This is a genomic window from Alphaproteobacteria bacterium, assembly GCA_030740435.1.
Lineage (GTDB): Bacteria > Pseudomonadota > Alphaproteobacteria > UBA2966 > UBA2966.
The window spans coordinates 1-19,497 of sequence record JASLXG010000003.1; the positions used below are offsets into that span (position 1 = coordinate 1).

General features: G+C 66.6%; 21 protein-coding genes. 13 read left to right on the plus strand and 8 right to left on the minus strand.

The window, feature by feature from the left end; all coding sequences use genetic code 11:
• From QGG75_00145 to QGG75_00160, 4 genes are all read right to left on the minus strand, one after another.
• Positions 1-305 (minus strand): hypothetical protein (locus tag QGG75_00145; protein MDP6065657.1); only part of this gene is annotated, 305 nt, incomplete at its 3' end.
• Between the two features lie 234 nt (positions 306-539).
• Positions 540-1,229 (minus strand): metal-dependent hydrolase, encoded by a 690-nt coding sequence (locus tag QGG75_00150; protein MDP6065658.1) that lies wholly within the window; start codon positions 1,227-1,229, stop codon positions 540-542.
• A 146-nt stretch (positions 1,230-1,375) separates the two neighbouring features.
• Entirely contained in the window at positions 1,376-2,611 is a 1,236-nt protein-coding gene (locus QGG75_00155) for a pentapeptide repeat-containing protein (protein ID MDP6065659.1), read from the minus strand.
• Positions 2,612-2,689: 78 nt separating this feature from the next.
• Entirely contained in the window at positions 2,690-4,480 is a 1,791-nt protein-coding gene (locus QGG75_00160; GenBank protein ID MDP6065660.1) for a tetratricopeptide repeat protein, read from the minus strand.
• A 91-nt stretch (positions 4,481-4,571) separates the two neighbouring features.
• Here QGG75_00160 and QGG75_00165 point away from each other — a divergent pair, with 91 nt between their 5' ends.
• From QGG75_00165 to QGG75_00180, 4 genes are read left to right on the plus strand one after another with little or no spacing between them, the layout of a single operon-like run.
• Positions 4,572-5,207 carry an NIPSNAP family protein gene (locus tag QGG75_00165; protein MDP6065661.1) on the plus strand — a complete coding sequence of 212 codons (636 nt, stop codon included), beginning with the start codon at positions 4,572-4,574 and terminating at the stop codon, positions 5,205-5,207.
• 9 nt (positions 5,208-5,216) lie between these two features.
• Complete coding sequence (locus QGG75_00170; GenBank protein MDP6065662.1) at positions 5,217-6,389, plus strand: mandelate racemase/muconate lactonizing enzyme family protein; 1,173 nt, start codon at positions 5,217-5,219, stop codon at positions 6,387-6,389.
• Positions 6,389-7,576, plus strand: coding sequence for an iron-containing alcohol dehydrogenase (locus QGG75_00175; protein ID MDP6065663.1), 1,188 nt, complete (start codon positions 6,389-6,391; stop codon positions 7,574-7,576). The genes QGG75_00170 and QGG75_00175 overlap by 1 nt, the downstream gene beginning before the upstream one ends.
• Positions 7,573-8,757, plus strand: coding sequence for a mandelate racemase/muconate lactonizing enzyme family protein (locus QGG75_00180; protein ID MDP6065664.1), 1,185 nt, complete (start codon positions 7,573-7,575; stop codon positions 8,755-8,757). Before QGG75_00175 ends, QGG75_00180 begins: the two co-directional genes overlap by 4 nt.
• Here QGG75_00180 and QGG75_00185 read toward each other — a convergent pair.
• Both QGG75_00185 and QGG75_00190 read right to left on the minus strand, forming a co-directional pair.
• Entirely contained in the window at positions 8,752-9,564 is an 813-nt protein-coding gene (locus QGG75_00185) for an alpha/beta hydrolase (GenBank protein ID MDP6065665.1), read from the minus strand. The two genes, QGG75_00180 and QGG75_00185, sit on opposite strands and share 6 nt — an antisense overlap.
• 30 nt (positions 9,565-9,594) lie before the next feature.
• Positions 9,595-10,281, minus strand: a complete 687-nt coding sequence (locus QGG75_00190; protein ID MDP6065666.1) for an RraA family protein — start codon at positions 10,279-10,281, stop codon at positions 9,595-9,597.
• Positions 10,282-10,409: 128 nt separating this feature from the next.
• Here QGG75_00190 and QGG75_00195 point away from each other — a divergent pair, with 128 nt between their 5' ends.
• Positions 10,410-11,465: a malate/lactate/ureidoglycolate dehydrogenase gene (locus QGG75_00195; protein MDP6065667.1), complete on the plus strand. Its 1,056-nt coding sequence runs from the start codon at positions 10,410-10,412 to the stop codon at positions 11,463-11,465.
• A gap of 8 nt (positions 11,466-11,473) precedes the next feature.
• On the plus strand, positions 11,474-12,268 hold the full coding sequence (locus tag QGG75_00200; protein ID MDP6065668.1) for an NUDIX hydrolase: 795 nt from the start codon (positions 11,474-11,476) through the stop codon (positions 12,266-12,268).
• On the opposite strand, the gene QGG75_00205 is transcribed toward QGG75_00200, so the two are convergent.
• Positions 12,258-12,722, minus strand: coding sequence for a DUF4863 family protein (locus QGG75_00205; protein MDP6065669.1), 465 nt, complete (start codon positions 12,720-12,722; stop codon positions 12,258-12,260). The two genes, QGG75_00200 and QGG75_00205, sit on opposite strands and share 11 nt — an antisense overlap.
• 235 nt (positions 12,723-12,957) lie before the next feature.
• Here QGG75_00205 and QGG75_00210 point away from each other — a divergent pair, with 235 nt between their 5' ends.
• From QGG75_00210 to QGG75_00225, 4 genes are all read left to right on the plus strand, one after another.
• The gene (locus tag QGG75_00210) at positions 12,958-13,767 is read left to right on the plus strand and encodes a flagellin (protein MDP6065670.1); all 810 of its coding nucleotides are present in this window, start codon (positions 12,958-12,960) and stop codon (positions 13,765-13,767) included.
• A 246-nt stretch (positions 13,768-14,013) separates the two neighbouring features.
• A complete protein-coding gene (locus tag QGG75_00215) occupies positions 14,014-14,832 on the plus strand; it encodes a flagellin (GenBank protein MDP6065671.1) in 819 nt (272 codons plus the stop codon).
• Positions 14,833-14,913: 81 nt separating this feature from the next.
• Positions 14,914-15,321 (plus strand): hypothetical protein, encoded by a 408-nt coding sequence (locus tag QGG75_00220; GenBank protein ID MDP6065672.1) that lies wholly within the window; start codon positions 14,914-14,916, stop codon positions 15,319-15,321.
• 31 nt (positions 15,322-15,352) lie between these two features.
• Positions 15,353-15,949, plus strand: a complete 597-nt coding sequence (locus QGG75_00225) for a 2-hydroxychromene-2-carboxylate isomerase (GenBank protein MDP6065673.1) — start codon at positions 15,353-15,355, stop codon at positions 15,947-15,949.
• Positions 15,950-15,951: 2 nt separating this feature from the next.
• Here the strand turns inward: QGG75_00225 and QGG75_00230 are convergent, their stop codons facing one another.
• Positions 15,952-16,557, minus strand: coding sequence for a metallophosphoesterase (locus QGG75_00230; GenBank protein ID MDP6065674.1), 606 nt, complete (start codon positions 16,555-16,557; stop codon positions 15,952-15,954).
• Between the two features lie 168 nt (positions 16,558-16,725).
• Here QGG75_00230 and QGG75_00235 point away from each other — a divergent pair, with 168 nt between their 5' ends.
• The 3 genes from QGG75_00235 to QGG75_00245 all read left to right on the plus strand — a co-directional run bounded on the left by QGG75_00235 (position 16,726) and on the right by QGG75_00245 (position 19,422).
• Entirely contained in the window at positions 16,726-16,902 is a 177-nt protein-coding gene (locus QGG75_00235; GenBank protein ID MDP6065675.1) for a hypothetical protein, read from the plus strand.
• Between the two features lie 121 nt (positions 16,903-17,023).
• Positions 17,024-17,929: a DMT family transporter gene (locus QGG75_00240; GenBank protein ID MDP6065676.1), complete on the plus strand. Its 906-nt coding sequence runs from the start codon at positions 17,024-17,026 to the stop codon at positions 17,927-17,929.
• Entirely contained in the window at positions 17,926-19,422 is a 1,497-nt protein-coding gene (locus tag QGG75_00245; protein ID MDP6065677.1) for a sulfotransferase domain-containing protein, read from the plus strand. The genes QGG75_00240 and QGG75_00245 overlap by 4 nt, the downstream gene beginning before the upstream one ends.
• Positions 19,423-19,497: the final 75 nt, after the last annotated feature.

The following is a 19,497-nucleotide window of genomic DNA, read 5'->3' on the forward strand; positions in this document are numbered from 1 at the left end:
CCCGGTTTGTAAACGAAATTGTCCAGGGTGACATCGGAATCGGGTCCGATGGTCAGCTTGGTTTCGTCCTTGAAAGTGATTTCCGTCGCACTGGCCGAACCGGTGCTGATCTTTTCGTTTTGGTAAACCTGGTCCTTCAGGGCGATTTTGCGGACCTTGCTTTGCAGCGCCCCGCTGACCTGATTGACCACCTTGCCGGCATTGCCCACGCCGGTCTGCGCAAACGAAATTGTCGGTGACAAGACGAGCGCCAGCCCCATAAGGCTGCTCAGCGCGCGCCAGAAAATTGAGTGGCGCCCAGACACGGTGATCCCTCCCAGATGCTAGCTTCCAGATTCTCAATACACAATTTTGCTTGAAAACACAAACCTTTATGGATTTTTTTTGACTCTTTTCGCCAGCATCTTCGGGAGTTCGAAAAAAGCTGTTGTACCCGGTTTCGCACTCCAAAATAATCGATATCATGGGTCGGAAAGGTCATCCAGGCGCAAGATGTTGTGTTTCGCCGCCCGGGTGATTTTGCCGAATCGTACCAGTGTCTACAGAGTCAAGCTGCCGCCCGGCGACAAGACCTCGACCCGGCCGCGCTTGACGGCGGCGGAAAATTCACTGGCGTCGGGGGCCAGCACCGGGAAGGTGGCGAAGTGCATGGGCACCACGATGTCGAGTTCGAGAAACTCGTTGCAGGCCAGGGCGGCGGTCTCCGGTGACATGGTGAAATGGCCACCGATGGGCAACAAGCCGACCGTCGGAGCGTGGATTTTCTGGATCAGGGCCATGTCGGAAAAGACGTCCGTATCGCCGGCATGGTAGACCGCCTGGCCTTCGGCCTTGATGACGAAGCCGGTGCATTCACCGAGGTAGATCGGCATGCCGTCGCGCCGCGTGCTGGAGGAATGCACGGCCCGCACCATGGATATCGAGAGCCCGTCCAGCGTCGCCGTGCCGCCGATGTTCATGCTCAAACAGTTTTCCACGCCCTGGGCCCCGAGCCAGGAGCAGATCTCGGCAATGGCGACCACCTGGGCCCCATGGCGGCCGGCCAGGTCGACGGTGTCGCCGACGTGATCATCGTGGCCATGGCTGACGAGAATCAGGTCGATGTCTTGCAGCGCCTCGACGGCACCCGGCGGCGCCAGCGGATTGGCGCTGAGATAGGGGTCGATCAGCAGGTTCTTGCCGGCCGCCTCGAGGCGTACCGCGGAATGTCCCAGCCATTGGATTTCCATCTCTTTCTCCCTTGTCTGTTCCTGTTAAGCCGCTTGGCCGCGAGTAACAACCCGCCCGGCCACCCGCACCCCCAATTCGCCTCCTATGCTTGGCGCAGCATGATCGCCAACTGGCTCTGGCGAAAGGGCTTCGATTCCTGCCTCGTTCACCTTGCCGCTTTGGGCTTCTCGCCGTTCGGGTCCGCCTCGGGCAGGCGCCAACCGAACGGCAGGGTGGCGCCCTCGGTGATGGCCTGGCTCAGGTCGGTACCCCTGAGCCGGGCGCCGGCCAGATTGGCGCCGGAGAGGTCGCTGCGCATCTCGCCGGTGGTGGTGCCGGAGCGGTCCCGGATTTCGGTTGCGCCCAGCACCGCGTTGCTTAAATCGGCGCCACTGAGGTTGGCCTTGCACAGCCGGCTGCCACTCAGGTCGGCGGCGGAGAGATTGGCGTGTTTGAGGTTGGCTTCGCTGAAATCAACCATCTTCAAGGTACAGCCCGAGAAGTCACAGTTCGCCAACACGGTGCTCTGCATGCTGGCGCCGCTGAGGTCCAGGCCGGCGAAGACGACGTTCGGGAAACTCTGGCCATCGAGCACCGTGCGCTCGCCCTCGGCGCCGAAGCTGTCGACCCACTCGCGATGCCGTTGGATGGTCTGCTGCACGTCCTGGGATAGGTTCTCGACATAGGTCACGACCCGGGCCTGGTCGAGATTGGCGTGATCGAGGTCGACATCGACCAGGATGGTGCCGACGATCTCGGCGCCGCGCAGGTTGGTGCCCTGAACCTTGGCCCCTTGCAACCGGGCGCCGCTGAGATTGGTTTTTTCCAGGTTCGAGCCGCTCAGATCGGCACCTGCCAAATCGGCGCCCATGAGGTTCGAACCGGTCAGGTTGGCGCCCTTGAGGTTAGCGCCGTTCAGCACCGCACCATCGAGATCGGCCTGGGCGATGCTGGCGTTTTCCAGGGCCGCGTCCGAGAGGTCGGCGGCGGCCATGCGCTGGCGCCGCTTGATCAGATCCCCCTTGCCGCCCTCGCCCTTGGATATCTCGCCGCTGGTCAGCAGCAGCGATCCCTTGCGCAGATCGGCACCATCGAGGTTGGCCAGGGTCAAGTTGGCGCCGCGCAACTGGGCGCCGCGCAGATCGGCGCCACTGAGGTTGGCTTCGCGCAGGTCGGCACGTTCCAAGGTGGCGCCGAAGAGGTCGGCCTCGGAAAGGTCGGCCTCTCTGAGGACGCAACGCTGCAGGTCGATGCCGGTCAGGATGGCGCCCTTGAGATTGATGCCGGGCAGTTTGATGCCGGCCAGTACCTGATGGGCCAAATTGGCACGCTGCCCGCCGCGCCGGCCGTGTATCCAAAGCTGGTGCTTCTTGATGATGTCGACGAATTCGGCTGGCGTCATGGTCAGGCCACCATCGGCCTCCTCTATTGGGCAACTTAGCATATCCGCCGCCCAATGGCAGCATTTGGTTCGCGATTCCTATCGCTTTTCTAGTGCTGCCAGGGCCCTGTCGAGTTCCGCCGCCACGGCCAGCCAGTCGCCGGCAGCGGTTTGGCGAAACAGCCGCATGGTCGGGTACCAGGGCGAATCCGGGCGTTCCTCCTGCCAGCGCCAATCGGCCGTGTTGTGCAGCAACAACCAGGTCGGGCAGCCCAGCGCCCCGGCCAGATGGGGCACCGAGGTGTCGGTGCTGATGACCAGGTCGAGCGCCGCCAGCGCCGCCGCGGTGTCGGCGAAGCTTTCCAGGTGCGGTGCCAGATCGACGAAGGCGCCGGTTTCGGCCAGCACTTCGAGGTCAGCTGGCGGCGCCGTGAGGGTGAGGCCGAAAAAGTTCAGCCCAAAGCGGCCGGCCAGCGGCGCCAGCAGCTCGACCGGGCAGGTCCGCAGGCGGTTGACCGGGTTTTCGGCATTGCCCGACCAGCAAAGCCCCACCTTGATGCCATCTCCGGCCTTCAGCGCCTGCTCCAGCTTGCCCGCCGCCGGCCGTGGCGGCCAGAGGTAGGGCACCTGCGCGGGGATGCTGTCGAGCGTCGTGGCGAAGATGCCGGGCAGGCTGAGCAGCGGTACGTGGAGATCGAAATCGGGCAGCTCGTCGGCCGGCGTCACCACCGCGTCGAGGCCCGGGCAGGTGGCCAGCAGGGCGGCCAGCGAGACCGGTGAGAGCAGCGTCAGCCGTTCCACCCGGGACCGGGCCAGGGCCAGATAACGCACGAACTGCAGCGCGTCGCCGAAGCCCTGCTCGCAGTGCACCAGCAGGTGGCCGGCGAAGGCCCGGCCGTCCCAGGGCGCCGCCGGCGACAGCCGGCTGGGACCGTCGGGACAGTCGAAGCGGTATTCGTAGCCTGGCCAGGCCTCGGCGTACTCGCCGCGGCGCAAGTGGATGAGGGCGACGTTGAAGTGGGCCTCGGGGCGTTCGGGATCGAGCTCGAAGACGCGGTCGTAGGCCGCCAGGCAGTCGGCGTCGCGGCCCTGGCGCTCGAGCGAATCGGCAAGGCGGAAGGCCGCTTCGACGTTGTCGGGCCGGCGCGCCACGGCTTGGCGGAAAAGTGCCTCGCCGCCCTTCAGGTCGTCGGCCTCGAGGCGCAGGCCACCGAGCCGGCAGAGCGCGCGCGCGTCCTCGGGTTGCTCTTCGGCAAGGTCCCGGAAAAGCGCCTCCGCCTGCTCGTGCCGGCCGCTGTCGGCCAGCGTCGCGGCCAGGGCATGGCGGGCGTCGAGGTGGCCGGGATCGGCTGCCATCACGGTTTTCAAATGCCGCTCGGCCTTGGCCAAAAGGCCGGTGTTGGCGGCATGGACGCCGGCGATCAGGTTGGCCACCGGCCGCCCCGGCTCCAGCGCCAGCGCGCGCTCGGCTGCCTGGGCCGCCTGCTCCGGCCGGTCGGCCATCTCGAAAGCCGTGGCCAGCGCCGTCAGGGCGTCGGCCCGGATCTCCTGGGGCGCCCTGTCGGCCTCTTGCATCAGCGCCTGCAAGTCCTCGAAGGCGCCGCGATCCGCCAGCAGCCGGGCCAGTCGGGTCCAGAGATCGGTCAGCGCCACACCGGCCGCCAGGGCGCGCCGGTAAAGGGCCTCGGCGGCGGCGGTCTGGCCGGTCTCCTGCAGCGCCCGGCCGTGGAAGTAAAAGAGTTCGGGCAACGCCTCGGCGTGTTCGCTCAGCGCCGCCAGCAAGGGCAGCGCCGCGCCGTGGTCACCGGCCTCGCTCAGCGCCAGGGCGCGTTCGAAGAGTGCCTGTTGATCGCCGCTCTCTGCCATCGCCGCCAGAATACGGAACCCCACGGGGGTCGCCAAGGGCGGCTCTTCACCTGGGACCCGGAATGGCCTATGAGGGAGAGCAGCGAAAGAAGGGCGGCCATTCAGGGAGCGGACCATGATCTATGAACTCAGGGCCTACACCGTCGTGCCCGGCCGGGCGCCGGACCTCGTCAAGCTTTCAGCCGATGTCGGCCGGCCCATCCGGGGCAACGACTACGGCACCCTCGAGGGCTATTGGCTGAGCGAGTTCGGGCCCCTCAACCAGGTCGTCCATCTCTGGAGCCACGCCGATCTCAACGCCCGCCAAGACGCCCGCGCCCGGCTGGGCCAAAACAAGGCCTGGACCAGCGACTTCATTCCCCAGGCTTTGCCCCTGATCCAGAAGCAGGAAATCAAGCTGATGACGGCGGTCAAGCCGCTGAATGCGCCGACCAGCCAGGGCAACGTCTACGAATACCGCTACTACCGGGCCAAAACCGGCAAGGTCAGGGAATTCGCCGATATCCTGCATGGCGCCTTTCCCGTGCGCGAAAAGTATTCGCCCAACGTCGGCCTCTGGATCAGCGAGGCCGGCCAGCCCAACGGGGTCTCCCATATGTGGGTCTACGAAAGCCTCAATCAGCGCTTCGAGGCGCGCGCTGCCGCCATGCAGGACAAGGAATGGCAGGCGGCGCTGGGACAGGCGGGCCCGCTGCTCGAAGAGATGCATTCGATGATCCTGCTGCCGGTCGGCTTCTCGCCCATGCAGTGAGCGAGCCCCATGCCGCGCATCGAAAAGATCGAATGCTTTTTCCTGCGTTATCCGTACCCTGAGGACATCCGCTATGTCTATTCGGGCGGGCGCTGCGACAACATGGATGCGGCCCTGGTGCGGGTGACCTGCGACAACGGCGAGACCGGCCTGGGCGAAATCACCCACGGCCAGTTCACCTATGAGCCCATCCCCGGCCTGGTGGCCCATTTCGAACGCCTGCTCAAGGGGCATGAGCTGGGCGACATCAACCGGGCCTGGGAGTTGATGTACGGCTCCAGTATTTTCTGGAACCGCGAGGGCCTGGGCATCGGCGTCATGGGCGGTATCGACCTGGCGCTGCATGACGCGCTGGGCAAGACGCTGGGCCTGCCGGTCTGGCAATTGCTCGGCGGCCGGGCCCGCAACGACGTCCGCATCTACGCCAGCAACGGGCTTTTCGACCAAGTAGAGCCGCTCATTGCCGACGCCCGCCGGGCCCAGGCCCGGGGCTTCGACGCCTACAAGATGCGCGTGGTCAGGCCCGAAGCGACGCCGCCGCTGGTGGCGGCCTTTCGCGAGACATTTGCTGACGACCTCGACTTGGCTGTGGATGCCGTGCAGGGCTCGTGCGCCGTGCCCTGGCCGCAGGGCCTGGTCAAGCGCCTGGCCCGGGCCCTCGAGCCCTGCGACCTGATGTGGCTCGAGGAGCCCTGCCGCGTGGAGAACATCGAGGGCTATCGTGAACTCAGGCGGGCCACCAGCCTGACCGTGGCCGGTGCCGAGAGCATCCCCACGGCGCGCGCCTTCAAGCCCTATCTGGAGGCCGAGGCCTTCGGCCTGGTGCAGTTCGACATCGCCACCTCGGGTTTCAGCGAGGGCCGCCGTATCGCCGCCCTGGCGGCGCTGCATCAGAAACCCGTCGGCATCCACTCCTGGGGCAGCCAGGTCAGCATCATGGCCGGAATACACATGGCCATCGCCACGGCCAACGTGGCGATCACGGAATTCTGTTTCATGGACCATCCGCTCAACGAACGCCTGGCCCTGGCAGCGCTGGAAATCAGCAACGGCCGCGTGGCGGCGCCCCAGGCGCCGGGCCTGGGCGTCGTCTTCGACCCGGCCCTGGCGGACGAGTTTCCCTACGTGCCCGGAACCAACACCATGATCCTCACCGACCAGACCGACATGCGGCTGACTTGATGACGGGCCAGCCCATCGAGTCCTTTGGGCTGCGCCGGGTGCCGGAGATTTTCTTCGGCCCCGGTCGGGCCGGTGAAATCGCCCGGGACGCGGCCGAGATGGCCGAGGCCGGGCCCATCGTGCTCATCACCGATGCCGCACTTTTCGATCTCGGCCTGGCCGGACCGCTGGTCGCCGCGCTCGAAGACGGCGGTGCCCAGGTCGGGGTGTTCAGCGAATTCGCCGGCGAGCCCAAGCAAAAAGAAGTCGAGGCGGCCACGGATTTCCTGCGCCGCCAGGGCGCCGGCCTGGCCATTTGTCTCGGCGGCGGCTCGGCCATGGACCTGGGCAAGGTGGCGGCCGCCGTGGCGCTCGGCGATCTCGGCCCGGCAGCCTATGCCATGAAGGGCGAGAAGCTGCCGGCGCGCCGGCTGCCCTGCATCTGCATCCCGACCACGGCCGGTACCGGATCCGAGCTATCGTCCACCAACATCTTCTCCAGCCCGGCCGGCCGCAAGGTCTGGGTCTGGGGCAGCGAGACCAAGCCCGGGCGGGTGATTCTGGACCCCGAACTCACACTCACCCTGTCGCCCGCTCTCACCGCCTGGACCGGCCTCGATGCCTTCGTTCATGCCCTCGAGGCCTGCACCAACGTCTACCGCCACGCCGGCAACGATATCTACGCCCACCGCGCGCTGGAACTGGTGGCCGGATCACTGGAAGATGCCGTCAATGGGCCCGACGACCTGGCGGCGCGGGGCCGCATGCTGCTGGGTGCCGCCTATGCCGGCATGGCCATCGACAATTGTTCGGCCGGCCTGGCCCATAACTTGAGCCATGCGCTGGCCGCCCTGGCGCCGGTGCAGCATGGCCTGGCCACGGCCTTGGGGCTGGAGGTGGTGCTGGGCTGGCAGGCCAAGTTCGACACTCCCGGCAGCGCCCCCTTCGCCGCCGCCGCCCGGGCTTGCGGGCTGGGGGCCGACGCCGGCGCCCTGGTCGAATGGTACGGCGACTGGCTGACGCGATGTGGCGTCAAGCGTGAGCTGCCGGCGGCCTTCGCCGCCTTTTCGCCGGCCGAACTGGCGGCCGAGATGAGCGCGCCCGAAACCATCGGCATCCGCCGTTCCTCGGCCCGCGAGGCAACGGACGCCGACAGCGAGCGCTTCGCTGCCGCGCTGCTGGCCCTGGCGCCGGAGCCAGGGCCATGAAACTCGCCGGCCTCGAGACCTTCGTCGTGGCCAACCCGGTGCGCGACCTGGGTGGGCGCTATTGGATTTTCGTCAAGCTGACCACGGCCGACGGCATCAGCGGCATCGGCGAGATCTACGCCGCGGCGTTTTCGCCCGAGCGCATCGCCGACCTGGTCGGGGATGTCTTCGAGCGCCATTTCCTCGACGCCGATCCCCGGCGCATCGAGACGCTCTGGCGCCGGACCTACGGCAGCGGTTATTCGCTACGCCCCGATCCCACGCTGCTGGGGGTCCTCAGCGGCCTCGAGATGGCCTGTTGGGACATCGTCGGCAAGGCGCTGGAAAGACCGGTTTACGAGTTGCTGGGCGGCCGGGTGCACGACAAGCTGCGGGCCTACACTTATCTATACCCGCAAGAGGGCGACCGCACCGACGTCTACCTCGATGCCGAGCTGGCCGCCGCGCGGGCGGCTGAATACGTCGAGCTTGGCTTCACCGCCGTCAAGCTCGATCCCGCCGGGCCCTATTCCGCCTTCGATCCGCGCCAGCCCTCGCTCGAAGCGCTTGAGCGCTGCGAGAGCTTCGTCGCCGCCATCCGCGAGGCCGTGGGCAGCCGCGCCGATATCCTTTTCGGCACCCACGGCCAATTCACGCCGGCCGGCGCCATCCGCCTGGCCAAGCGGCTCGAGCGCTTCGATCCGCTGTGGTTCGAGGAACCGACGCCGCCCGAGAACCCAAAAGCCATGGCCCAGGTCGCCGCCGCCACTTCGATCCCCGTGGCGACCGGCGAGCGCCTGAGCAGCAAGTACGAGTTTTCCCGCCTGCTGGAGGCCGGCGCCGCCACCATCTTGCAGCCCAACCTGGGCCGTGTCGGCGGTATCCTGGAAGCCAAGAAGATTGCCGGCCTGGCCGAGGCCCACTACGCCCAGATCGCTCCGCACCTCTATTGCGGCCCGGTGGTGGGGGCGGCCAACATCCAGCTCGCCACCTGCAGCCCGAATTTTTTGATTCTGGAAGGAATTCTCACCTGGCAGGGTTTCTCTGCGCAGATCCTCAAGACCCCGATCAGTTGGCAGGAGGGCTACGTAATCCCGCCCACGGCGCCTGGTCTGGGCGTCGAACTAAACGAAGAGGTGGCCCGGGCGCACCCCTGGCGGGGCGACGGCCTGCACCTGGAGATGGCGGCCGAGCCGCTATAGGGCGGCGCCAAAATCCTTGGCCGCCGCGATGAATTCCGCCGGCGCCTCCATGGGCAGCATGTGGCCGGCCGTGGGCACGTCGGTACGCCGTGCGTCGGGGATGCGTTTCATGAGTTGCTCGATCACCGCGGCCTCGTAGAAAATCCGGTCGTTGGGGCCCATCATCACCAGCACCGGGCAGCGGATCTCCTCGTAAGGCACGTCCCAGTCGGCCTGGCCCATGTGGGTGAGCAGGTTGTAGGGCCCCGAATCGGGATCGAGTGGTGCGTAGTCCGTGCCGGGCTGGATGAAATCCTGGCGGTTGGCGGCCAGCCAGTCGGGGCCCCACAGCAGCGGCGTCATCATGTCGCCCATCAGTTGCGGGCCGCCCACGTCCATGACCTTGAGGATGGCATCGCTGATCCAGGCCAGACGCGGGCCGATGATGCGTAGCGTGTTGACCAGCACCAGGCCGGCGCAATCGAGGCCGGCGAGGTGGGCGCGGATGGCAAAAAGGCCGCCGATGGAAAGCCCCACCAGCAGCGGCCGGGCGATCTCGAGGGTCTTGACGATGTGCTTGAGGTCGCCGCTGATCAGCTTCTCGTCGAGGGACGTTCCGGGGCTGTAGGGGCTGTTGGCCTGGCCGCGGAAGTTGTAGGCCAGGGTGCCGAAACCGGCGTCCCTCAGCGCCGGGCCGATTTCGAGCTGCCAGGGCGCCGTGTCGCCGGTGATGGGGTTGACGAAGACGAAGGTCGGCGCGCCGTTCTGGCTGGGGACGTCGTGTTCATAATAAAGCCCATCCTGGGGCCCGAGTTCGAGAAGCGGCATTTTGCTCTCCCTGACAGAAGTAAATCCGATTCAATCCACGTATCGGGTCTGATCGGAATCGAGATATTCCGGCACCCAGTCCATGGTCGTGGCGCCGCCCTTGACCAGGGCTCCGAGCTTGGCCTCGGCGGCCCGCACCTCGTCGAGCGCCGCCGAGACGGTGTCGATCCCGGCCCGCGGCACCACCACGACGCCGTCGCGGTCGCCGATCAGGAGATCGCCGGGATCGATGCTGACCGAACCCATGGCGACCCTGAGGCCGATGTCGCCGGGCCCCGACTTGTAGGGTGAGTTGGGCGAAACGCCGCAGGAAAAGATGGGCAGCCCAACGGCCAGCAGGCCGTCGACGTCGCGCACCAGGCCATCGGTGACGATGGCGACAATGCCCTGGTTGCGGGCCATCTGGGCCACGTTGTCGCCGACCGCGGCGGCACCATCGAAACCCTGGCAGCCGATCACCAGCACGTCGCCGGCCTGGGCTAGGTGGATGGCCGGCATCACCGGCAGCGAATCCCGGGGCGCCAGGTTGCAGGTCATGGCCGGGGCGGCGAATTGGCCCTCGGCGACCAGCGGCTTGATGCGGTGGTCGAGCGCGCCGGTGCCGTTCTGGGCGTCGACCACGAAGCCCGTGGGCACATCGGCGAAGGCGGCCAGCTGCTGGGCGCTGGGCCGGGGGAAGTCGCGGCGCACGGTAAGGGGGGCGGGGTCTCCGATCATCGGCTTGCTCCTACCTCGGGCCCGTATCCGGCCAGGCGTGACCTGGGGCCCGTCATCGGGTAAATAGCACGAGCCCGCGCCTCAGCGCACCATCTCGCTTGGGCCGGGGCCAAACACGAGGAAATCGTATGCACATCGCAAGCGAGGCACTGCAAGGTCTGGCCAGCACCGTCTTTGCCGCCATCGGCTGCGAGGCCGAGGAATCCGAAACGGTGGCCGAGTTTCTCGTCCGCGCCAACCTGGCGGGCCACGATTCCCACGGCGTCGTGCGCATCCCGCGCTACGTCGAATACTGGCGCATGGGTGCGGTCATGCCCAACCGCCGGGCCGAGGCGGTGTGGCAAAACGACGTCATCGCGCTTTACGACGGCAACAAGGGCTTCGGCCAGACCATCGGCGGCCAGGTCATGGCGGCCGGCATCGAGATGGCGGCGCGACAGGGCCTGGCCATGATGGGGCTGAAGAACGTCGGCCACCTGGGGCGCATCGGCGACTGGGCCGAACAGGCGGCCCTGGCCGGCCAGGCCTCGATCCATTTCGTCAACACCACCGGGCGGGGAAATCGGGTGGCGCCCTTCGGCGGCTCCGACCGGCGGCTCTCCACCAATCCCATCGCCATCGGCATGCCCATGGCCGAGCGCCAGCCGCTGATCTTCGATGCCGCCACCTCGGTGCTGGCCGAGGGCAAGATCCTGGTGGCCAAGAACAAAGGCGTGGAACTGCCTCCGGGTGTGCTGCTGGACGCCGAGGGCCGGCCGACGGGCGATCCCAATACGCTTTACGCCGAACCCGGCGGCGCCATCCTGGCCATGGGCGGGCACAAGGGCTCGGGGCTGGCCGTCATGGCCGACCTGCTGGCCGGGGTCATGGCCGGTGGCGGCTGCACGGCGCCGGGCGTGGAATCGCTGGAAAACGGCATGCTGTCGATCCTGATGGACCCGGCGCTGTTTGCCGACATGGGATTCTTGGCCTCCGAGAGCGCCCGCTTTGCCGATTGGGTGCAGGCTTCGCCGCCGCTGGAGGAGGGCGGCGAGGTGTTGTTGCCGGGTGACATCGAGCGCCGCACCCGGCTCGAGCGCGAGACCGACGGCATCCCGCTGGACGACAACACCTGGCGCCAGATCAGGGAGACCGCCCGGGACGTGGGCGTCACCGAGGCGGCCTTCGACGGGCTGCCGGATTGAACCCGGGCATGACAAAGCTCGCCCGGCTGGAAGCCGCGGCCACGGTGATGCTGGTGCGCGACGGCGCGGCCGGGATCGAGGTCTTCATGATGGGCCGGCGCGGCGACCTCGAGGTGGCCCCCCGGGCCCTGGTCTTTCCCGGCGGCAAGGTGGATGAGGCAGACGCCTCTCGGGGCCTGGCCGAACGCTGCGCCGGGGCGGCGGCCTGGGACGACGAGGAGCGCGCCTTTCGGGTCGCCGCGGTGCGCGAGAGTTTCGAGGAATGCGGCCTGCTGCTGGCCCGGCGGCAGGGCGGCGAGGTCTTGCTGGGGGGCGACGAGGCGGCGGCGCTGGGCCGGCGTTATCTGCAAGACGGCCACCATTCGCTGGATCTGGAAGCCCTGGTTCGGGCCGAGGATCTGGAACTGGCCACAAACCTTTTGTTGCCCTGCAGCCGCTGGGTCACGCCGGCCTCGCGGCCGCGCCGCTTCGACGCCGTGATCTACCTGGCGCCGGCACCGCCCGGCCAGCAGGCCCGCCACGATGGCGGCGAGGCCAGCCGGTCGTTCTGGGCCGTGCCGGCCCGGGTGCTGGCCGAGGTCGAGGCCGGGCAGCACCACATGCTGGTGCCGACGCGGCGCAGCCTGCGCTTTCTCAGCCGCCAGGCCAGCGTTGCCGAGGCCCGGGAGGCGGCGGCAAAAATCGAGGTGAAGGCGCTGTCGCCGGACCTCGAGCGGGCCGACGGCGGCTTCATCGCGCGGCTCGAGAACGAGGCCGGCGACGGCATCGAGGAATTTTTCATCGCCGACCCGCCTACTCGGTAAACTCAATCCGTCCCTCGGGCAGCATGTAGAGCACCAGGGCGCGGCCCTCGGTGACCGCCGGGGTGTGGGCCGAGCCGGGCTCGTAGATGCACCAGCCAGCTCCATGGCCGTCGAAGCGGGCCGCCGCATCCTGCGGCATGATCAAGCAGATCTCGCCCAAGGGGTGGCGGTGGTGGGGACCGGCGGTGTCGTCGAGATCGACCACGTCGACGCTCAGGCCGCTGGTCAGGGGGCCGGCCTCGATGACCCTGCCGAAGCGCCGTCCGTCGCCGCCTTCACTGCACATCCAGCCGGCCTTGATGGCTTGACGGCAGGCCCCTTCGATGGCCCGAAAGGTCGGGCTGTCGGAGGGAAAGCGCTGGTTCATCTCGTCCGCCAGTTGAGGCCCCAGCGCTTTGCCCAGGATGATACTGGCGATCGGCCGGATCATGTCGCGAAATTCCTCGACGGTCATCGCTGTTCCCTCTTGTCGGGCTCATGCGGTGGTGCCCGTGTGCCGGCAAATCTTGCCCTACCGGGGGCCGGGTCGGCAACCCCGAAAGCCTTGCCGAATTCGTTGGGATAGCAGGTAATACTTTGAAAATAAACAATTTTTTCATTTCCATTACGAACCTGCCGGATCTGGCACGAGAGTTGCGACGCGAATCTCGAAACATCCCCTGCCCGGGGCAGGAGAAGGAGACATCCCGATGGCCATGTCCGTCAACACCAACGCCGGCGCCATGATGGCGCTACAGAATCTGACCAAGACCAACAAAGGTCTCGAAACCACCCAGCTGCGCGTCACCACTGGCCTCCGGGTCAACGGCCCCAAGGACGACGCCGCGACATTTGCCATTGCTCAGAACATGCGCGGCGATATCGCCGGCATGCAGTCGGTGAAATTGGCCCTGTCCATGGGCGAGGCCACCGTCAACGTGGCCATTTCGGCCGGCAAGGCGGTTTCCGACCTGCTCATCGAGATGAAGGCCAAGGTGGTGCAGGCCAATCAGGCCGGCCTGGACACCGATTCCAAAACTGCCCTGCAAAACGAGTTCACCTCGTTGCGCAACCAGTTGACGACGATCGTCGAGACCGCCGAGTTCAACGGCAAGAACCTGATCACCTCCGGTGCCAGCGCGCTCAGCGTTCTCAGTACCGTCGAAGGCAGCACCATTTCGGTCGGCGCCCAGGAATTGAACACCTCCTCCATCGGCGTCAGCACCAGCGAGCTCAGCACCGGCGCCAGCCAGGCCCTGGAAGACATCGACACGGCCATCGTGACGGTCTCGAACTCGCTGGCCAACCTGGGCTCCTCGGCCAAGCGGGTCGAAATCCAGGGCGAATTCATGGTCCAACTCGTCGACATCCTCAAACAGGGCGTGGGCAACCTGGTCGATGCAGATCTGGCCGAGGAAAGCGCCAGCCTGCAGTCGCTGCAGATCAAGCAGCAGCTCGGCGTCCAGGCGCTGTCGATCGCCAACGCCGGACCGCAGTCGATCCTCGCGCTCTTCCGCTAGAATTATTGAAGATCGCTAAGTACCGCGGGCCGGTCGCCAGCGCGACCGGGCGGTACTTTTTTTGCTGGCGGCAGGAATTGCCGCTGACAGTGCGAAAGTTCCCTGACGATTGGCCACTGGATTTCGTCGATGGATTTAACCTCTTGTTTTTAAACAAAATTTTCCAAGCTCGTCCCTGGCATAGCGATTGCGATGTGATTGCGGAATTTGTTTGTTTCATCGTGATCCATCGAGGAGCGGATCGTCATGGCTATGTCGGTCAATACCAATGCCGGTGCGATGATCGCACTGCAGAACCTGAACACCACCAACAAGGCCTTGGAAACGACGCAACTGCGCGTCACCACCGGCCTCAAGGTCAACGGCCCCAAGGACGACGCGGCGACCTTCGCTATCGCCCAGAACATGCGCGGCGACATCGCCGGCATGCAGTCCGTCAAGACGGCGTTGGCCATGGGCGAGGCCACCACCAACGTGGCCATCAACGCGGCCAAGGCGATCTCGGACCTGCTGATCGAGATGAAGGCCAAGGTGGTGCAGGCCAACCAGGCTGGACTGGATACCGATTCCAAGGACGCGCTCTTTAACGAGTTCACCTCGCTGCGCTCGCAGCTCGACACAGTGGTTCAGTCGGCCGAATTCAACGGCAAGAACCTGATCACCTCGGGCGCCACGGCGCTGACCGTGCTCAGCACCGTCGAAGGCAGCACCATCACCGTGGGCGCCCAGATCATGGACGCCACAACGCTGGCCATCGACAGCGCCATATTGAACACCAACGTCTCCGAGGCCGGCACGGCGCTGACCGCCATCGACGCCGCCATCGTCTCGGTTTCCAACAACCTGGCGTCGCTGGGTTCGGCGGCCAAGCGGGTCGAGATCCAGGGCGAGTTCATGGTTCAGCTCGTCGACATCCTCAAGCAGGGCGTGGGCGATCTGGTCGATGCCGACCTGGCCGAGGAAAGCGCCAGCCTGCAGTCGCTGCAGATCAAGCAACAGCTCGGCGTGCAGGCTCTGTCGATCGCCAACGCCGGACCGCAGTCGATCCTCCGGCTCTTCGGTTAAGCCGACCACCTTCCCCCCTCCCCCAGCCCCGGCCTCCCCAAAGGCTGGGGTTTTTTCATCGGACATGCTATACTTGGCGTGATGAGCGAATTCAGACACAAGACCTTGTGGTCTTTGGTCGTGCTCGCATTTATCGCCGGGGTCCTGGCGACCTGTGGCCAAAAAACCGACGACGAGCGCGCCGACGAAGCCGTGGCGTGGCTGCTGGGCTACCGGCCCAGCGACGCGGCGGCGCGCACCTGGCGCCTGGCCAGCGTGCGCCGCGGCCGTAAACACGCCGTCATCATGGACGTCGTGATTCCCGAGGCGGCGCAGGTCGGCCGCATGCGCCGCATGAGCCGCATGCAGCAGTCCGCCATCCTGCAGCTCGTCTGCCCCAGCCGCGCCGCCTTTTACGATATCCTGGCCGAGGGTCAGAAGCTGTGGATCAATCTCAACGGAAAAGCCGGCAACATCATCAGCGGCAGTTGCAAAAATCCTCACCAATAACTTTCTGCAGCGGAGGTCCAAGGTGACCACATTGGAGTTCTTTTTCGACTGTTCCAGCCCCTGGACCTACTTGGGCTTCGAATCGGTGCAGACCGTGGCCGCCGAATGCGGCGCCGAGATCACCTGGAAGCCGATCCTGGTGGGCGGCGTCTTCAACGCCGTCAACCGCCAGATCTACACCAACCGCGAGGACCCGCTGGCTCCCAAGATGCAATACATGCACAAGGACCTGACCGACTGGGCGCGCCATCAGGGTCTGGATATTCGCCATCCGCCCAGCGTCTTTCCCGTCAACAGCGTCAAGGTCATGCGCGGCTGCCTGGTCTGCCAGCCTGAGGGCAAGCTGGTGCCCTACGCCCGGGCCGCCTTCCGGAGCTATTGGACCGACGACAACGACATCTCCCAGGACGAGGTGGTGCGCCGGATCTGTACCGAGGTCGGGCTCGAGGCCGAGGCGCACCTGGCGCGCATCAACGAGCCGGCGATCAAGGACCAGTTGCGGGCCAACACCGACGAATTGATCGCCCGCGGCGGCTTCGGCAGCCCCACCGTCTTCGTCGGCGGCTCCGACATGTATTTCGGCAACGACCGCATGGCCTTCGTCAAGGCGGCCCTGCGGGCCGGCTGAGCTCAGCCGCTCCGCCCGGGCCGGGGGTTGCAAGGCGCGCCGCCGCGATCCTCGAAGCTGGTGCCCGCCACCGGCCGGAATTCCCAGGCATAATGTTCCGCTGCCAGTTCGAGCCGCAGCACTCCGGCCAAGTCCGTGCCGACGGCTTCGCTATGGGCTCGGCGGGCATCGATCGGGTAGGGCTGGGCTCCGCCCGTGCCGACCACGAAGACGCGGATACCAAAGCGGTTGGGTCGGCCCGCCCCATCCAGCGGCGCCAGGCGTTCGTAGTGGTGGTCGTGGCCGGTCAGCAGCAGGCTTGCCCCCTGGCGGTGCAGGATCTCGAAGGCCGCCCGCATGCGCCTGGTGTCGCCGTGGAAACCCGAGCTGAAATGGCTGTGGTGCCAGTAAGCCAGCACACAGCGCGCCTGCGAGGTGCGCAGGTCGGCCTCGAGCCAGGTCAGTTGCTCGGCCGCCAAGGTCCCTTTGAGGTTGGAGTTCAGCGCCACCAGGTGCCAACTGCCGAGGTCGAAGCTGTACCAGCCCCGGCCGCGCCGACCGGCCCGGGCGCCGAAGTAGTCGTAATAGGGAGCGCCCCGGCGGGTGTAATAATCGTGGTTGCCGGGCACCGGCCAGGTGCGCTCCCGATGGCGGCCCCAGGTCGGCCCGTAGCAGTCGCGGAAGTCCGCGCCCGGGCGCCCTTGGGATAGGCCAGATCGCCGAGCGCCAGGATGGGTCCGGGCAGCTCGTCGAGCAGGCGCGCGGTGGCGCTACCGAGCCGGCCGGGACAATCCGCAATGTCGCCGGCCGCACTGATGCTGACGCTGTCGCCGGCCTGCCGGGCCACCGACGACGGCGCCGACGCCGCCGACAGCAGGGCGATCAGCCCGGCCAGCAAGGCCAGGCGCGGAAGCGCCGTTGGCGGAGCGGTGGCTCGGGAGTTTGCCGAATACCTGCGCACCCGGTTACTTTAGCAGACTGTTCGAGCAGATTTGCGCACTGCGGTGGAGATCCCGGCCATGTGCCTGGCAATACCTCTTGGGACCAAGGGTGCCGAAGCGGTCTCGGCGACCTTCTGAAGGGCCGGAATCCGCGGTGAGCGCTGACTCCCCCCGGGGACTGCCCGTGGTCGTGCGGGTCGGCCTGTGGATGACCCTGAGCGCGGTTTCCTTCGCCGCCTTGATCGGCATCGTGCGCCACCTCACGCCCGAGATGAACGTCTACGTGGTCAATTTCTGGCGCAACGTGGTGTCGGCGGCGCTGTTCGCACCTTGGCTGATGCACCAAGGCTTCGGCGGCCTGCGCACCCGGCGCCACGGCACTTTTGCGCTGCGCGCCGCCTTGATGATTGTGGCTACCGTCACGCTTTACGAGGCGGTGGCGCTGATGCCGATGGCCGAGGTCACGTCGCTGACCTTCACTTCGCCGCTGTTCGCCACGGCGCTGGCCCTGCTGGTGCTGGGCGAGAAGGTCGGCCCCCGGCGCTGGCTGGCGCTGGTGATCGGTTTTTCCGGCGTCTTGGTGATCCTCAGGCCGGGATTCGCCGAGCTCGAACCGGCGGCACTGCTGGCGCTGCTCTGTGCTCTCGCTTTTGCCGGTGTGGTGGTCACCGGCAAGATGCTGGCGTCGAGCGAGAGCCCGGAATCGATCGTGCTCTATCTCTCGATCTGGGGCCTGCCGCTGGCGCTCTTGCCGGCGCTATTCGTCTGGCAGTGGCCGACCTTTGAGCAGGCGCTCTGGTTACTCGCCATGGGCCTTTTCGGCAACGCCAACATGTATGGCTTTGCCCGCGCCTTCCGCATCGGCGATGCTTCGCTGGCCATGCCCTTCGATTTCATACGCCTGCCCTTCACGGCCTTGGTGGGTTATCTCGCCTTCGCCCAGCGGCCCGATGTCTGGGTCTGGATCGGCGCTGCCGTGATCTTCGCCGGATCGGCCTACGTCACCCACCGCGAGGCCCTGGCCCAGCGCCGGGCCCAGAGCCAGGGGAAAGCACCATGACGAGCGCGGATCCGCGGCCCGAGGCGGTTTTCGTTTATGGACTCAATGATTGGACCGAGCCCTATGTGGCGCTGATCGAGAGCCTGGGTACCAGCATCACCGCCTATGTCGATAGCGAGCAGGCCGGGAGCAACTTCCGCGGGGCCAAGGTTTTGGATCCGGCGGCCTTCGTCGAGCGCTACGGCGCCCAAGGTGCCGAGCCGGTGGTGATCTTGAGCCGCAGCGCCGACGGTCTACAGCCCAATTTCGAGGCCGGGGTGACGCTGCTGGCCAACGAACTGGGCTGTCGCCGCCGGCTCTTGCATCCGGCCTTCCTCAAACGCTACATCAGCCCGCCGTTCCCTTTCGGCCACGCTCTTTTCGGCTATCCGAGTTCCGGCAACACTCTGTTGGGCAGCCTGCTGGAGGAGTTTCTGGGCCGCCGTCTGGCCGCCGAGAAGCCCGAATTCGACATCGCCATCCAGCTCATGCGGGCGGCCTGTACCGAGCACATGACGATGCTCTCGGACACCGTCTTCCGGGCCGCCCGGGGGCTCGGCGCCTGGGCCGTGCAGGGCCGCCTGATCCGCACCGGATCCTTCGACCTGGCGCTCAGCGCCGGGCCGCGCCAAGCCCGCGAGGCCGAACGCGGCCTGCCTTCGCCCAAGTTCATGTATCTCTCCGGCCTGGGCGGCTTTCCCCACGTCATGGGCCAGAGCTATGCCAGCCACGAGCTTGTCGACGAGGCCCTGATGGTGGAGATGAAAGCGCTGAATTTGGAGGTCTTCGTGGCCTGCCGCCAGCCGCTCGACATCATCGTCTCGCTGGCCGCCAAGCACTGGCGGCCGCCCGACGCGGTGTTGCACGATATGGCCTGGTTCGGCCGCGTGGCCGAGAACCTCAAGGCCTGGTACGAGGCGGCGCTCCAGCGCTCCGGCCAGCTCACGATGGTGCGCTACGAGGAGCTTCTGGAGCGCCCGCTCGAGATCATCCTCAGGCTGGCCGAAGCGGCCGGCTACGAGCTCGAGGGCGAGGCCGAGGCGAAATGGCTGGCCGAGGCCTACATCGGCCGCACCCTGCAGGCGCCGGGCTCCTCGGCCGCGCTGTTCGAGTCCGGCCACCTCTGGCAGCCCGGCGCCGGCAAGTGGCGCGAGCGGCTGTCGGCGGGGCATGTGGGAATCCTCGAAGACCTCGATTACGGCCGATTCCTCGAAGATCTTGGGTACGATTCCGATTTCGCGGGGCCCCTCAAGGGCCGCGAGCCACCGGCCGCGCCGCTTGCCATGGATGCGGCCTGGCTGGCCTGGCACGACTACACCACGCACCGTTCGCAGGGCTACCCCGTGACCTTCCACCACGAGGACGAGATTTTCGTCGAGTTCGGCGAGGCGCCCCAGGGGCCGCAGGGGCCGCAGGGACCAATGACGCTCTACACCAACGACGCCGAAGCCGCCGAACTTTTACCCCGGCTTTTGGACAGTGACTTCAGCCGGGTTTTGTTCGACGCCATCTAGATTCACAATGATTGCTGCTAGACAGCACAAAACCTGCTATCACGCGGCCGGGTTTTGGCGGCAGCGGAGGAGGTT

Excerpts from the sequence above, each read along its gene's own strand:
- QGG75_00155 (MDP6065659.1), bottom strand. The coding sequence starts at position 2,611 with ATGACGCCAGCCGAATTCGTCGACATCATCAAGAAGCACCAGCTTTGG.
- QGG75_00175 (MDP6065663.1), top strand. The coding sequence starts at position 6,389 with ATGACGGGCCAGCCCATCGAGTCCTTTGGGCTGCGCCGGGTGCCGGAG.
- QGG75_00200 (MDP6065668.1), top strand. The coding sequence starts at position 11,474 with ATGACAAAGCTCGCCCGGCTGGAAGCCGCGGCCACGGTGATGCTGGTG.
- QGG75_00180 (MDP6065664.1), top strand. The coding sequence starts at position 7,573 with ATGAAACTCGCCGGCCTCGAGACCTTCGTCGTGGCCAACCCGGTGCGC.
- QGG75_00170 (MDP6065662.1), top strand. The coding sequence starts at position 5,217 with ATGCCGCGCATCGAAAAGATCGAATGCTTTTTCCTGCGTTATCCGTAC.
- QGG75_00210 (MDP6065670.1), top strand. The coding sequence starts at position 12,958 with ATGGCCATGTCCGTCAACACCAACGCCGGCGCCATGATGGCGCTACAG.
- QGG75_00235 (MDP6065675.1), top strand. The coding sequence starts at position 16,726 with ATGTCGCCGGCCGCACTGATGCTGACGCTGTCGCCGGCCTGCCGGGCC.
- QGG75_00245 (MDP6065677.1), top strand. The coding sequence starts at position 17,926 with ATGACGAGCGCGGATCCGCGGCCCGAGGCGGTTTTCGTTTATGGACTC.
- QGG75_00215 (MDP6065671.1), top strand. The coding sequence starts at position 14,014 with ATGGCTATGTCGGTCAATACCAATGCCGGTGCGATGATCGCACTGCAG.
- QGG75_00220 (MDP6065672.1), top strand. The coding sequence starts at position 14,914 with ATGAGCGAATTCAGACACAAGACCTTGTGGTCTTTGGTCGTGCTCGCA.
- QGG75_00205 (MDP6065669.1), bottom strand. The coding sequence starts at position 12,722 with ATGACCGTCGAGGAATTTCGCGACATGATCCGGCCGATCGCCAGTATC.
- QGG75_00185 (MDP6065665.1), bottom strand. The coding sequence starts at position 9,564 with ATGCCGCTTCTCGAACTCGGGCCCCAGGATGGGCTTTATTATGAACAC.
- QGG75_00150 (MDP6065658.1), bottom strand. The coding sequence starts at position 1,229 with ATGGAAATCCAATGGCTGGGACATTCCGCGGTACGCCTCGAGGCGGCC.
- QGG75_00165 (MDP6065661.1), top strand. The coding sequence starts at position 4,572 with ATGATCTATGAACTCAGGGCCTACACCGTCGTGCCCGGCCGGGCGCCG.
- QGG75_00190 (MDP6065666.1), bottom strand. The coding sequence starts at position 10,281 with ATGATCGGAGACCCCGCCCCCCTTACCGTGCGCCGCGACTTCCCCCGG.
- QGG75_00195 (MDP6065667.1), top strand. The coding sequence starts at position 10,410 with ATGCACATCGCAAGCGAGGCACTGCAAGGTCTGGCCAGCACCGTCTTT.